The 15053-nt window shown below is 39.6% G+C and carries 7 protein-coding genes, 1 other RNA gene, 4 pseudogenes and 1 other annotated feature; of the genes and pseudogenes, 1 reads left to right on the top strand and 11 read right to left on the bottom strand.

The genetic code is table 11. From position 1 onward, the window contains the following. Nucleotides 1-96: 96 nt before the first annotated feature. From RGF10_RS06600 to RGF10_RS06570, 7 genes and pseudogenes are all read right to left on the bottom strand, one after another. Nucleotides 97-1048 (bottom strand): annotated as a pseudogene (locus tag RGF10_RS06600) (ABC transporter permease). Continuing rightward, nucleotides 1045-1965, bottom strand: a complete 921-nt coding sequence (locus tag RGF10_RS06595) for an ABC transporter ATP-binding protein (RefSeq protein ID WP_318508265.1) — start codon at nucleotides 1963-1965, stop codon at nucleotides 1045-1047. Before RGF10_RS06595 ends, RGF10_RS06600 begins: the two are co-directional and overlap by 4 nt. Nucleotides 1966-2095: 130 nt before the next feature. Continuing rightward, nucleotides 2096-2863 (bottom strand): tRNA threonylcarbamoyladenosine dehydratase, encoded by a 768-nt coding sequence (locus RGF10_RS06590; protein WP_318508263.1) that lies wholly within the window; start codon nucleotides 2861-2863, stop codon nucleotides 2096-2098. Between the two features lie 592 nt (nucleotides 2864-3455). Next, a non-coding RNA gene (gene ssrS, locus RGF10_RS06585) (6S RNA) lies at nucleotides 3456-3643 on the bottom strand. A 60-nt stretch (nucleotides 3644-3703) separates the two neighbouring features. Then, nucleotides 3704-5479, bottom strand: coding sequence for an aspartate--tRNA ligase (aspS, locus tag RGF10_RS06580; RefSeq protein WP_318508262.1), 1776 nt, complete (start codon nucleotides 5477-5479; stop codon nucleotides 3704-3706). A gap of 73 nt (nucleotides 5480-5552) precedes the next feature. After that, nucleotides 5553-6828 (bottom strand): annotated as a pseudogene (hisS, locus tag RGF10_RS06575) (histidine--tRNA ligase). Nucleotides 6829-6941: 113 nt separating this feature from the next. Continuing rightward, nucleotides 6942-7180: a binding site (T-box leader), on the bottom strand. Nucleotides 7181-7246: 66 nt separating this feature from the next. Further along, nucleotides 7247-7423 (bottom strand): hypothetical protein, encoded by a 177-nt coding sequence (locus RGF10_RS06570; protein ID WP_318508260.1) that lies wholly within the window; start codon nucleotides 7421-7423, stop codon nucleotides 7247-7249. Between the two features lie 117 nt (nucleotides 7424-7540). Between RGF10_RS06570 and RGF10_RS06565 the strand changes: the two genes are divergently transcribed. After that, complete coding sequence (locus RGF10_RS06565; protein ID WP_318508258.1) at nucleotides 7541-9106, top strand: N-acetylmuramoyl-L-alanine amidase family protein; 1566 nt, start codon at nucleotides 7541-7543, stop codon at nucleotides 9104-9106. An 85-nt stretch (nucleotides 9107-9191) separates the two neighbouring features. Here the strand turns inward: RGF10_RS06565 and dtd are convergent, their stop codons facing one another. The 4 genes and pseudogenes from dtd to recJ form a co-directional block, all read right to left on the bottom strand. Continuing rightward, complete coding sequence (gene dtd / locus RGF10_RS06560) at nucleotides 9192-9632, bottom strand: D-aminoacyl-tRNA deacylase (protein ID WP_318508256.1); 441 nt, start codon at nucleotides 9630-9632, stop codon at nucleotides 9192-9194. A gap of 15 nt (nucleotides 9633-9647) precedes the next feature. After that, nucleotides 9648-11844 (bottom strand): annotated as a pseudogene (locus RGF10_RS06555) (RelA/SpoT family protein). A gap of 321 nt (nucleotides 11845-12165) precedes the next feature. Beyond that, nucleotides 12166-12679: pseudogene (locus RGF10_RS06550) on the bottom strand (adenine phosphoribosyltransferase). Further along, entirely contained in the window at nucleotides 12670-15036 is a 2367-nt protein-coding gene (gene recJ, locus RGF10_RS06545; RefSeq protein WP_318508254.1) for a single-stranded-DNA-specific exonuclease RecJ, read from the bottom strand. The pseudogene RGF10_RS06550 and the gene recJ overlap by 10 nt, the downstream one beginning before the upstream one ends. Nucleotides 15037-15053 lie beyond the last annotated feature (17 nt).

Raw genomic sequence — 15053 nt, 5'->3', positions numbered from 1 at the left:
AAGAGCGTGTGACGGATATTTGTCCAGACCTTTTGGTTTCTGACCCCTACTTCACTAACCAGCATACGACATTTGGGGTCAGACTCCCTACTTTACTTACGCTGTGATATCTCTCTTCTTAAAGACATAATAAGCCAGCCCTAAAAATAAACAGAAATAAAGCACAAGCATCATAATGGAAAAGGACAAAGTCATTCCTTCTATCATCGGCGCACCTTCGAAATACTGCATCAAATTAGTATTAGCAAATAAGATGTATTTCGCCCATTCGTACCTTGCTGCAATTAACGTTGTTACTTGACCACCAGTAAACATAAGGAAAATAGATAACCCAATCGCTAGTGAACTGTTTCTGAACACCGCCGACATCATAAACGCCATCGTAACTAGCATCACCATATTAATTGATTTTAAGCTATAAAACATGATCAACTGCAACCACATTGGCCTCTCAAATACCACTTCATTTTTATAAATTAAATATGGACTGGCAGAATCCGGTACCCAAAAAGGATTACACCTAACACAGCAGAAAAGGCAAATAAAATGGTAAGAAGTAAAAGACCGAATAAAAACACAGTTAAATACTTCGAGGTTAGTATTTTCACTCTACTGATTGGTCTAATTAGCAATAGCTTAATTGTCCCCAGTTAAACTCGCTCGCTACAATTCCTGCAGCGACTGTAATAATAAATATCCCAACAAAATCAATAGTTTGTGAAATGTCATTAACAAAACTCCAAACTGTATATTCTTCTTGTGGTGGGAGATTCTGTTTAATTCGATATTCGTTCAACGCAATGCTTTTTTCGTAATATTGAGCCATTTCTGGCTGTCCCTCAGCAGAATTTTCTAGTTGCTTTCTTAGTGCTACATTTTCTGTTTGCAAACTTTCCTTCCATTGCGGGTCTTCAGTAGAATAAGTACCTTGATTATACTTCATCACCGCACCTGCAATGGCAATAATAATGACTAACAAACCAAGCATGACATACGTCCCAGGGCGGCGAAAAATCTTGACCATTTCATTTTGAATCAACTTCATCATAAGATTCTACCCTCCCCTTTTGTTATTTCTAAGAATCGGTCCTCTAATGTTTTCGTGATTTCTTTGATTCCGTAAATTTTGATATCAGACAATACCAATTGCTTAACAATGTCCGGTATTCTTTCTTGTTCAATTGCCAAGGATATTCCCGTCTTAGTCTTATGTATTTCTATCGTGGGATAAAGATTTCCCAATAATTGAATCGCCTGTTGAACAGGTGATACTTCAAATTCGAACCACGCTTCTGCTCCTTGAACAAACTCCTTAACCTGCTGAACATCTATCAGTTTTCCGCGTTGAATGATACCAATGCGATCACACATCATTTCCATTTCAGATAGGATGTGGCTTGAAACGATGACGGCCATATTTTTTTCCTGCGCAAGGAAACGTAAATAATCCCTAATTTCACGAATACCTGCTGGGTCTAAACCATTTGTTGGTTCATCCAAAATCAATACATCGGGGTCATGAAGAAGGCATTGCGCTAGTCCGAGCCGCTGCCGCATACCGAGTGAATAAGTTTTCACCTTGTCATGGATGCGCTCAGACAAACCGACCAATTCAACGATTTCAGCGATTTTTGCTTCGGTCACACCATTTGCCATGCGCGCATACTGAAGTAAATTTTGATATCCCGATAAAAATTTATACATTTCAGGGTTTTCTACAATCGCTCCAACAGAACGAACTGCTTTCTCAAAGTTTGTTTGAATGCTAAAGCCACCGATGTGAATATCCCCCGATGTAATGCTCATCAATCCAACAATCATCCGAATCGTCGTCGTTTTCCCGGCACCGTTTGGACCAAGAAAGCCGAATACTTCTCCTTTGTATACGTCGAAGCTTAGATCATCAATAATGGTTCTTCCTTTAATCACCTTGGTCAAATTTTTAATTGAAACAATTGGCTCCATTTCGTACTCCTCGCTTTTTAAGAGTAACTTCCGTAAATAACTTATCTTTTTTTTGTCGCTTGGGCAATACAATCTCGAGATTGTAATAAAATAGCCTTCGATTGGTTCGAAGGCTATGGGTTATTTATTATTATTTTTCGTCACGAACACGAGTAATTTTTATATTTGCTAACAGTTGGCGGACTACATAGCTTGCCATTATTAGGCCAGCGACTGACGGAACAAAAGCGTTAGACGATGGTGGCATTTGCGCCTTGCGAATCTCAGCTTGGTCATTCCCTACGACTTTACGGACATCCTCACGAATCACAATTGGACTTTCATCTGAAAAAACGACGGGGATCCCTTTGTAGATTCCATCTTTACGAAGTCGAGTTCGGATTACTTTCGCTAGTGGATCCGTATGTGTTTTCGAAATATCGGCAATTTGAAAGCGGGTTGGATCCATTTTATTGGCAGCGCCCATACTCGAAATCATTGGAATATTGCGTTTTAGACATTCCTTCATCAAATGAATTTTGTACATAATCGTATCGGACGCATCAACCACGAAGTCTAAACCATGACTGAAAAATTGCTCATACGTTTCTTCTGTATAAAACATTTTAAGCGCAATGACTTCACAATCTGGATTAATATCTTTAATCCGTTCCTTCATTAAATCGGCTTTCGGCTTTCCAACCGTTGATAAAAGAGCAATCACTTGTCTGTTCACATTTGTAATATCGACGTTATCTTTATCAACAAGAATTAATTTGCCTACACCAGAACGGGCCAACGCTTCGGCCGCAAATGAACCAACGCCGCCAATTCCAAGGACTGCAACCGTGCTGCCCTTCATGATATCTAGACCTTCCTTACCAATTGCCAGCTCATTTCTTGAAAATTGATGCAACATATATTATCACTCCAAAAACAAACTCATTCAATTTCATATCACTTCTTATCTTTTTCCCGATTATGAATATATCATACTTTATTATAAAAACAAGTAATTCTATAAGAATTACCTTTTTTTCATGATTTCAATGTATTTCCGCTCATGGCTTGCGACTTTTATGGGAACCACACATAAAGGGGCTATTGCTGCCAAACGTGCATATCTCCGTTTGGGCGTGCATATCCACAACTAAACGTGCATAAAATTTTAAAGTTGGACTATAAAATGAAAAAGTCGTGCATATTTCTGAAAAGTTGTATCATATATTTTTGAACTTGTATCATATTCACAATTCAACGTGCATATCAGCTGATTTGCGTGCATAAAAACGATCTCATTTTACTTACATTTGTTAAAAAGGGGCTGTTTTATTAAAAAGGAGTGAGTTCTTCTTAAGAATTTGAGATTTTTTCGGAAAATAGCTATTTTTTTATCAAAATCGGTCTATTTTTCAAAAAATCATTCTAAATCAACAAGCAAACCGCACACAACCATTCCAATAATAAAAAAACTCCATGAAACCATGGAGTGAATGCTTATGTATAGGTGAAAAAGCCCCAATCGTGCCGTCACGTAATTGCTTCGTTTTGATCCTGCTCCCTGCAGGTGGGTGTTCTGTCCCAAGCTTATGTAGGTCCTCATTGAGCGAGGCGTGAACGCAACTTGAAAACTCCAAACTCCCAAAGTGAAAATGTTAGGTCAAAACATCTGCTAATGCAACAAACACATCAGGACTCTTTCTTATTGATTAAATATTATCATAAATCATGCTTTCAATCAAGAAAGGACTAGTGTCAATTACTTGTCTAATTTTACAGTTAAATCCAAATACAACTCTTTTAATTGAGCTTTGCTTACTTGTGATGGTGCCTCTGTGAGCAAGCAGCTCGCACTTGCTGTTTTCGGGAATGCAATCGTATCGCGAAGATTCGTGCTTCCAGCTAATAGCATGACTAATCTGTCTAACCCTAAAGCAATTCCGCCATGTGGTGGTGTTCCATAATCAAACGCATCAAGTAAAAATCCAAATTGCTCACGAGCTTCTTCTGGAGTAAACCCAAGGATTTCAAACATTTTTTCTTGAATCGGCCGTTCAAAAATTCGAAGCGAACCGCCGCCAAGCTCATAGCCATTTAAAACAATATCATATGCTTGAGCACGAACTTTACCTGGATCTGTATCTAATAACGCTAAATCCTCACGGAATGGCATTGTAAATGGATGATGAGCACTATAGTATCGACCATCCTCCTCTGAGTATTCAAGCAATGGCCAATCTGTCACCCATAAGAAATTGAATAGACTTTCATCGATAAGCTCTAATTCCTTACCAAGCTTCAAGCGTAACGCTCCTAAGCTATCTGCGACAACCTTTTTATTATCAGCAACAAACAATAGCAAGTCACCAACTTCAACATCAAGTGCTGCTTTAATTTGCTGTTGCTCCTCTTCAGATACAAACTTTGAAATTGGTCCTTTTAATCCATCCTGCTCCGCTTTAACCCATGCTAAGCCCTTTGCACCATAAATTGCTGCAAATTCTGTAAGGGCATCGATATCCTTACGAGAATAACGATCGGCTGCACCTTTTACATTTAATGCTTTAACTTGTCCTCCAGAGTTAATTGCACCAGAGAATACTTTAAAACCAGAATCCTTAAGGATTTCGGAAAGATCCGTTAATTCGAGACCAAATCTTGTATCTGGCTTGTCTGATCCGAAACGCCCCATTGCTTCATCGTAAGTCATCCGCGGTAAAGGAAGCTGAATTTCAATGCCTTTTACTTCACTCATGATTTTTGCCATCATCGTTTCGATAAGGGCAATGATATCATCCTGGCTTAAAAAGCTTGTCTCGATATCGACCTGAGTAAATTCAGGCTGACGATCCGCACGTAAATCCTCGTCACGGAAACAGCGAGCGATTTGATAATAACGTTCAACTCCACCGACCATAAGAAGCTGCTTAAATAGTTGCGGTGATTGAGGAAGCGCATAAAATTCACCTGGATGCACACGGCTTGGGACTAGATAGTCACGTGCGCCTTCTGGTGTACTTTTTGTCAAAATTGGTGTTTCTATATCAAGAAAACCTTCCGTATCTAAATAATCACGAATCGCTTTTGATACTTGATGGCGCATTTTGAATGTTTCAAACATCACTGGACGACGCATATCTAAATAGCGATATTTAAGGCGTAAATCCTCTGAAACCTCCGTTTTATCTTCAATTTGGAATGGAGGTGTTTTGGCCTCATTAATAATCGTAATTTCCTCAACATGAACCTCAATTTTACCTGTTTTAATGTTTTCATTGATTGTACCAGCATCTCTGGCAACAACTGTCCCTTTTATATCTAGGACATATTCTGAACGGACCTTTTCGGCAATAGCCAAAGCCTCACTTGATAAATCCGGATTAAAAACAATTTGAACAATTCCTGAACGGTCACGTAAATCGATGAAAATAACTCCACCTAAATCACGTCGTTTTCCAACCCAGCCTTTAAGCGTTACCTTTTCGTCAATTGCTGCTTCTGTTACTTCTCCACAAAAATAGGTTCTTCCAAACATGAAAATTTTTCCCCCTCTAATAAATAAAAGCGTAAGGCGGGCAGCCTTTTTTGATGACTGTACCGCTAGCTAATTAATTTTGACAATAGTCTTTTAATGTCTCGATAAATGACTCTAGTGCCACTTCGTTTTGCTCACCAGTAGCCATATTTTTGACATTAATTTTACCAACCTTAAGTTCATCATCACCTAAGACGGCAACAAATTTCGCTTGAAGACGATCAGCCGCTTTAAATTGTGGCTTAATTTTCCGATCTAAATAATCTCGTTCTGCGGATAATCCTGCTCGTCTTAGCTTATGCAGCAAGGAAACCGTGAAATCCTTTGCTTCATCGCCAAGTGATACTAAGTAGCAATCGATACTTTCTTGAAGTGGAAGCTCCACCTTCTCCGCATCAAGTGCTGCAAGAAAGCGTTCAATACTCATCGCAAAGCCAATTCCCGGTGTCTCAGGTCCACCAACCTCTTCAACAAGACCATTGTAGCGACCTCCCCCACAAAGAGTGGTAATCGCACCAAAGCCTTCAGCATTGCTCATGATTTCAAAAGCAGTATGATTGTAATAGTCCAAGCCACGAACTAAATTCGGATCGACCTCAAACTCCACATCAAGTGCAGTTAAATATTTTTTTACTTTTTCAAAATACTCGCGAGATTCATCGTTCAAGTAGTCAATGATCGATGGAGCTGATTTCATCAACTCATGATCACGATCCTTTTTACAATCGAGAATTCTCATTGGATTTTTCGATAAGCGGCTTTGGCAATCACCACAAAATTCACCGATTTTCGGCTCGAAATGCTGATATAACGCCTCACGATGAGCAGTCCGGCTCTCCTTGTCACCAAGACTATTGATCACAAGCTTTAATTTCGTTAACCCAAGCTCCTGATAGAGTGACATTGCTAGTGAGATAACTTCTGCATCAATCGCAGGGTCTGAGCTTCCGAGTGCTTCGATACCGAATTGAACAAATTGACGAAAACGTCCTGCTTGTGGCCGTTCATACCTGGAACATCGGTCCCATGTAGTATAGCTTAACTGGTTGGGTAGCATAACCAAACATTTTATTTTCCACAAACGATCGAACGGTTGATGCCGTTCCCTCTGGGCGAAGAGTAAGGCTTCTATCACCACGGTCAGTAAAGGTATACATTTCCTTTTGAACGATGTCCGTTGTGTCGCCAACACTGCGCTGGAATAATTCAGTATGCTCAAAAATTGGCGTGCGAATTTCACGGTATTGATACTTCTCGCAAAGTTCTCTTGCTTTCTTTTCAATTAACTGCCATTTCTCCACCTGTCCAGGGAGAATATCCTGCGTTCCTCTAGGAATTTGAATTGACATTTTGATTGATCCTCCTTAATGCATGCTGTATTGCCATTCCAGTTGGAATTTATTTTGTTGTTTACAATTTATGTAAAATAAATAAAAAACCCCCGTCCCTTGTTAAAAATAACAAAAGGGACGAGAGTTTGTATAATCCCGTGGTACCACCCTAGTTGAAGCAATAAATTACTTCCGCTCAAAACAGATAACGCCTGTTTACGTCCAGCTCCTACTAAGGATTCATGTTCCTTTTCAGAGTGAAACCTCCTGAGTGTTCCTTCATCAAGTCACATGCAGAAATGCTTTCAGCCAAGGCATTTCTTCTCTAATCACGTGGGTCTTCACTACTTTTCTCGATCATCGGTTCAGTTCTAATTTACTATGGATTTTATCTATATAATCATAATGAGCATTAAGTGGATTGTCAATAGTTTCATCAAGAACGTTCTAAATGCTTTTTAAGTTTTTTTACATCACCAAGTGAAAGACCAAATTCAGAAGCTAATTCAAACATCGAAGCCTGCTGTTCTCGCTGAATAAAATCATGAAAGTCTACCCCAAACAGTTGATTGTCTCCTTCAATGGCTGACATTCCTTTGCTGCTAAATCTCATTTTGCTCATCCTTCCACAGTATTTTACTATTAGTCTGTCCAGCAGTGGCAAAAATGTTTCATATTTTTCATAATCATTGAGCAAAAAGATGTGTATTCGTGAAAACAGTTCGATAAAATGGATGTATGTCTGAAAGGAGGGCACTGTTCTGAGAAAAAAATACATATTAGTTTGCTTATCATCATCGTCCTTCTCGTATCTGGATTACTGCCAGTCGGGAAGACTACGGCGAACAGCAGCAGTGTAATCATCAATGAAAATCAAACAAACATTCGCGAAGGCCCAGGTTTAAGCTACAAAAAAATAAGACAAGCAAGCAAAGGAGATCGTTTTCCTGTATTAAAAGAAAGCGGAGATTGGATCCAAATACAGCTTAATAACAATGAAAAAGGCTGGGTCGCAAATTGGCTTGTTACCTATGAACAAACACAAACCTCTTCCTCGAAGCTTGCTAAAGGCAAAACTATATCCATAACCGGCGATAATGTCCGAGTGCGCTCCGGTCCAGGAACGAAGTACAAGGTGCTAGATTCTGTCAATCTTGGCCAAACTGGTGAAGTTAAGGAACTCAATGGTGACTGGGTCAAAATTACATATAGCGGCAACACAGGCTGGGTTAGCAGCAATTTTGTTGAACTATCGCAGAAAGAAGAAAATAATCAATCCCAAAAGGAATCAACTAGCACGAAAACAGACAAAGCGACTGGAACCGTTACAGCAACTTCTCTTATTGTTCGTAAAAAAGGGGCACTTGACGGAGACATTATTGGTAAAGTGTATCAAGGGGACAAATTTGTCATCCTGGATGAGGTCAATAATTGGATGAAAATTGAATACAAATCCGGATCGTACGGCTGGGTCGCCTCATGGTATATGGAAAAGTCAGTAACAAAAACAAATGATTCGGTTTCCAAAACAGGAACCGTCAAAATATTATTTGATGGAACAAACATCAGAAAAAAACCAAGCGTTCAATCAGACGTTGTCAAACGAGCCAATGAAGGGGATACATTTAAAATCGTAAAGGTAACAAATGATTGGTATGAGATATCTTTAGAAAATGGAGATAGCGCTTATGTTGCAGGCTGGTTAGTTCAAGATCTGAACAGTTCGCAGCAAATTGAAAAATCAGGATCAGAGATACATTTAAAAAATAAAACGATTGTTGTTGATCCAGGGCATGGGGGTAAAGACCAAGGAACGGAAGGCTACAAAGGGACTCAAGAGAAAAATGTGACGATAAAAACAGCTTTGCTGTTAAGCAATAAGTTAAAAGCAGCTGGGGCTAATGTCATTTTAACCCGTTCAAATGATTCCTTTCTCTCTCTTTCTTCACGCGTCCGCCTTTCCCATTATCATTCAGCAGATGCGTTTATTAGTATTCATTATGATAGCATTAATGATACAAGCGTTCGTGGTACAACCAGCTTTTACAATCACCCGTTTCAAAAACCGCTGGCATCATCGTTGCATTCAGCAATTGTTCAGAGTACTGGTCTTAAAGACCGAGGCGTTCGATTTGGAGATTACCATGTTCTGCGCGAAAACAAGCGGAACGCTACCTTGCTAGAATTAGGCTATTTAAGTAACCCTACTGAAGAAAACCTCATCACCACGGATGCTTTTCAGGAGAAAGCTGCAACGGGGATTTATAAAGGGTTAGTGAAGTATTTTACAAATTAATTGGAAAAGCTCGTCCTTGGACGAGCTTTTTTACATACAAAAAACTCCCCTAATCTAATGGGGAGCACAGCACAATACAACTTAATTATTTACTTTCGACAATCAACGTAACCGGTCCATCATTAATGAGCTCAACGTCCATCATCGCTCCAAATACGCCAGTTTCTACTTTGATACCTTTGTCCCGCAATAACCCATTAAACGCATCGTAAATACCAATCGCATGCTCAGGTCTGGCCGCTTCAAGAAAATTCGGACGTCGCCCTTTTCGGCAATCGCCATACAAGGTAAATTGGGATACGGATAAAATCTGGCCACCTACATCTAGCAAAGATAAATTCATCTTGCCTGCTTCATCATCAAAAACACGCAAATTTGCGATTTTATCAGCTAAAAAGGCGGCATCTGCTTCCTCATCCTCATGGGTAACGCCGACAAGCAAGACAAATCCATGATCAATCTGACCAACAATCTCGCCAGCAACCGTAACTTTAGCTGCCTTACTGCGCTGAACTACTACTTTCATTTTTGCGAAAACTCCTTAATTCATAATCCTTCTGACTGCATAAACATCAGGGATTTGTTTAATTCGATCGACCACTTTCTGCAAATGAGCGACGTTGTGAATGGCAATCGTCATAATAATCGTTGCGGCCTTATTTCGATCTGATTTTCCAGAAACAGCTGAAATATTCGTTTTCGTTTCATTGACTGCTTGAAGCACTTCGTTTAACAGGCCACGACGATCGTAACCAGTAATTTCGATATCAACATTATATTCTTTACGAACATTTAGTCCCGTTTCCCACTCAACCGGGATGAGACGTTCCTTTGCATCCTCAGTATTGATGTTTGTACAATCTGCACGATGCACCGATACTCCTCTACCCTTTGTAATAAAACCAACGATTTCATCACCTGGAACCGGGTTGCAGCACCGTGATAACCTGGATTAACAGATTGTCAATTCCTGTTACCCGAACTCCAGATTCACGTTTCTTGCTAACCGGGAATCCTTTAAGCTCAGAAACAGCAGTCGAGACATCTGCAACCTGTTCCATATCACGTTTTCTACGCCATTTCTCAGTTAAGCGATTCGCTACCTGAAGGGCCGTTACACCATTGTAACCAACGGCAGCATACATATCTTCATCACTAGCAAAGTTAAATTTCTCAGCAACCCGTTTTAAATTATCGGTCGTCAGAATTTCTTTAACATCAAAATCCATATTTCGAATTTCTTTTTCAACAAGCTCTTTCCCTTTTTCAACATTTTCTTCCTTACGCTGCTTTTTGAAAAAGGCACGAATTTTATTTTTCGCCTGTGAGGTTTGAGCAAGCTTTAGCCAATCCTGACTTGGTCCGTAAGAATGCTTAGAAGTCAGAATCTCGATAATGTCACCAGTCTTTAACTTGTAATCCAACGTGACCATTTTCCCGTTAACTTTTGCACCTATCGTTTTATTTCCGATTTCTGAATGAATCCGATAGGAGAAATCAATTGGCACTGATCCGGATGGTAGTTCAATCACATCGCCTTTGGGCGTGAAGACAAACACCATATCTGAAAATAGGTCAACCTTTAGCGATTCCATAAACTCTTCAGCATCGACTGATTCATTCTGGAATTCAAGAATTTCTCTGAACCAGGTTAGTTTTTCTTCATAGGAGGTAATTTCTCCTGCTGCTTTGCCCTCTTTATAGGCCCAATGCGCTGCGATCCCGAATTCAGCAATTTCATGCATTTCCGATGTCCTTATTTGAACCTCAAGTGGCTCTCCCTTTGGACCAATAACCGTTGTGTGCAGTGATTGGTACATGTTCGGCTTTGGCATCGCAATATAATCTTTAAATCGACCAGGCATCGGCTTCCAGCACGTATGAATAATACCTAGCACTGCATAACAATCCTTAATGCTATTAACAATAATCCGAACCGCCAATAGATCATAGATTTCATTAAATTGTTTATTTTGCAAATGCATTTTTCGATAAATGCTATAAATATGCTTTGGTCTTCCTGATATCTCTGCCTTAATCGCCACTTCATTCATTCGTGCTCGAACCTCTGCAATCACTTCATCAAGGTATTGCTCACGCTCAGCCCGTTTTTTCTTCATCAAATTGACAATTCGATAATACTGCTGTGGATTAAGGTATCTTAATGCTGTATCTTCAAGCTCCCACTTAATTTTCGAAATCCCTAAGCGGTGGGCAAGCGGAGCAAATATTTCCATTGTTTCATTAGAAATACGACGCTGCTTCTCGTGCGGTAAATGCTTTAATGTCCGCATATTGTGAAGACGGTCCGCCAGCTTTATTAAAATAACCCGCATATCCTGGGCCATCGCCACAAACATTTTTCGGTGGTTTTCTGCCTGTTGTTCTTCATGTGATTTATATCTAATTTTCCCGAGCTTCGTCACTCCATCAACAAGCATTGCCACTTCATCGTTAAACTCCGCCTTTAAATCCGCTAAGGTAACGGCAGTGTCTTCAACGACATCATGAAGAAAACCTGCGGCAACCGTAGCTGGATCCATTTCCAAATCGGCCAGAATTCCGGCGACTTGGATGGGATGAATAATATACGGTTCCCCTGATTTTCGATATTGATCACGATGAGCATGTCTAGCATATTCATACGCCTTTTGGACTAGTTCTACATGCTCTTCATTTAAGTATGCTTTTGTACGGTCGATGACTTGTTCGGCGCTAAGTACTTGATCGTTCGCCATAGAATCACCTTTATTTTTCGCCTTATTTTTATATGACCAGTTTCATTTACAAAACTTATTAAATTATAATGATTGTTATCATTATCGAAAAAAAAACATAAGAAGTAAAGTGATTGGAACTTTTTTCTCAAAGTTCTGGTTTTTTAACTCAATGAATAAAATTAAGCTCTAAGATTTAATTATATTATAATGGCGGCTATCGTTCAAAACCTTTATTGAAATGTTCGAAAAAATATTAACATAAGAATTCTCAGGCATGAATTGTGTCCCATTTAACGTAACGATTCAAAAAGAGCACCCTAATTCGAGTGCTCCTACAATTTAAAATTCCATTAAAGTTAAAATATCATAGTTATCCAGTTTGCTGCGACCTTCTAAATAAGAAAGCTCGATTAAGAAAGCAATACCAGCTACAACTCCACCAAGCTGCTCCACTAAACGGATGGTAGCATCAATCGTTCCACCTGGTAGCTAATAGATCATCTGTAATAAGGACTCTTTGTCCAGGTTTAATAGCATCCTTATGGATGGTTAAAACGTCTTTTCCATACTCCAGTCCATACTCAGCTTTAACGGTTTCCCTTGGAAGCTTCCCTTCCTTCCTTACAGGTGCAAAGCCCACTCCTAAAGAATAAGCTACAGGACAGCCAATAATAAAACCACGTGCTTCAGGTCCAACCACTAGGTCAATCGCTTTCTCACGTGCATAAGCAACGATTTGATCGGTTGCGTATTTATATGCCTCACCATTATCCATTAAAGTAGTGATATCCTTGAATTGAATTCCTGGCTTTGGCCAATCAGGAACCGTTGTTATATACTGTTTCAAATCCATTCTTTTACTTCCTCCTCATGATTAACAAACCCTTGAATCATTTGATCAAACCAATTTTTTAACTGCTGATAAGATGAATACAGCAAATCATTTTCAAGGGAGGTTTGCGCTAACTTCATCTGATACGTCGTTGATTCTGTTAAGTCTCGTTTCGGTGCACTAGGCACTAGTGTAATGAGTCCATTGTTTATTTTAACAAAGTCCAATTCAAAAAACACCTGTGACATAAATTCAATTGTTTCATTTGTCCAGCCACGTTGTTTTGCTAATAGATGACCATGCTGTTTCATATTGAATGGTCCTTTTTTAGCAAGGAAAGCATAAAACCATTTAAAGTGTTCTCGAGTTGGAATGGTACTAAAGAAATCACTATCTTTTTTATAAAATTGCACGTAGATTCTAGCTGGCTGCTTACCTTGGAGCAAATGCTGCACCATTTCTTTTGTTGGCGGCAAATCTACTAATACAATGTGCTGCTGATCGATGTTAACATTTTTTGCATAATCAATCGATTCAATCCACAAAACATCCTGATTTTGATAATCCGGTATGATCGCTTTATTTTTCTCATTAAAAACTACCCATTTTCGTTGCTGAATTGGAAGTGAATCTAAAAATTGATTCTGACGTTTTTGTCCTCGGTAATCAAACAGCTGCCAGGAGCGGATTGCTAAATCAGAAAGAAAGATTTGCGGCTTACGAATATTATTCCATTCATTTATCGCCAACTCTCCTATTACTGAGAGCTTAGCATTCGGAGAAATGTGGTCATATAGATGACCTAAGCCAAATCCAACACCATCAAGCTTAGCTGTTGATTCTTCGAGCGTTACCTTTAAATGATTTTGCTCTGAGCCTATTTTTCGAATCGTCGATAGAGCTACCTCATTGATTAACACCTTTGGCTTTGGATTATCCACCCCATAAGGAGAGAGCATCTGCATTTCTTCGATCGAAGACAAATCGATATCCCTTAAGGCGACAGCACTATCAATTTTAACAATTGGAATAAAATCTTCCTCTGTCAATTGCTCTTTTGCTAAATCATTCAGCCGTCCTCTTAACTCTGCAACATCATCGATCTTCAAGGTCATCCCTGCAGCCATTGGATGGCCACCGAAATGAGGAAGAATTTCGCGACAGGTTGAGAGATTTTGAAACAAGTCAAAACCGGCAATGCTTCGAGCAGAGCCCTTCGCTAAGCCTTTTTCTCTATCAAAACTAAGGACAATCGTCGGCCGATAAAAGCGATCGACTAACTTTGAAGCAACAATCCCAATAACGCCAGCGTTCCATCCTTCTTTTCCAATGACCAATACTGAGTTCTCAGAGATTGGAAAGTTATCCTCGACCTCTTTAATAGCTTCTTCCGTAATGGAATTAACAAGTGCCTGCCTTTGTTTATTTAGCTGGTCCATTTCTTCAGCAATACTATTTGCTTCTTCTGGATCTTCAGTTAAAAGCAAATCGACAGCTATATCAGCACTTTCTAAGCGTCCGGCCGCATTAATACGCGGACCTAATACAAAGCCTACTGTCTCTTCATTAATACTATTAGAATTAACTCCGGCAAGCTTTAATAACGCCTGCAAGCCAACATTTGTTGTTGATTTCATTTTACGTATGCCGAGTTTGGTTATTAACCGATTCTCCCCTGTTAGGGAAACAAGATCAGCAATCGTGCCGATTATGACAATATCTAGTAAATGCTCTGGTAAAGAACCATAGAGTGCATGGGCTAATTTAAATGCTACACCAACACCCGCTAATTCACGGAAAGGATAAATACTATCCTCTAATTTCGGATGAATGATCGCCAATGCCTCTGGCAAGACTGGGCCTGGCTCATGATGATCGGTAATAATTAAATCAATGCCTAATTCTTTTGCTACCTGGGCTTCGTGTAAGGCAGAAATACCAGTATCTACCGTAATAATTAATGAAACACCACATTCTGATGCATAGCGAAAAGCCGGCTCATTTGGACCATAACCTTCTGTAAAGCGGTTTGGAATGTAGTACTGTACGTTGGCACCTAGGTCCTGGAGCGTTTTCATCATGACGGTAGTACTACTTACGCCATCTGCGTCGTAATCTCCAAAGATGAAAATCTGTTCACCCTGCTCAATCGCCTGCTTAATCCTGGTGACAGCCTTATCCATATCTTTCAGTAAATAGGGGTCATGAAAGGATTGATCGTTCGTGTGTAAGAAGCTTTTTGCATCCTCGACCGTTTCTATGCCGCGATTGATGAGTAATGATGCAACAAGCGGAGAAATAGCAAGCTCTTGCTGAAGCTGTTGAATTTTCTCTTCATTTGACTGACGAACTATCCATCTTGATTTTGATCGTAACATTCGTTTTCACCCCTCAA

This window comes from Bacillus sp. T3, assembly GCF_033449965.1.
In the GTDB taxonomy this organism is placed as follows: domain Bacteria; phylum Bacillota; class Bacilli; order Bacillales; family Cytobacillaceae; genus Bacillus_BU.
This window is presented reverse-complemented; position numbering and strand designations above follow the sequence as displayed.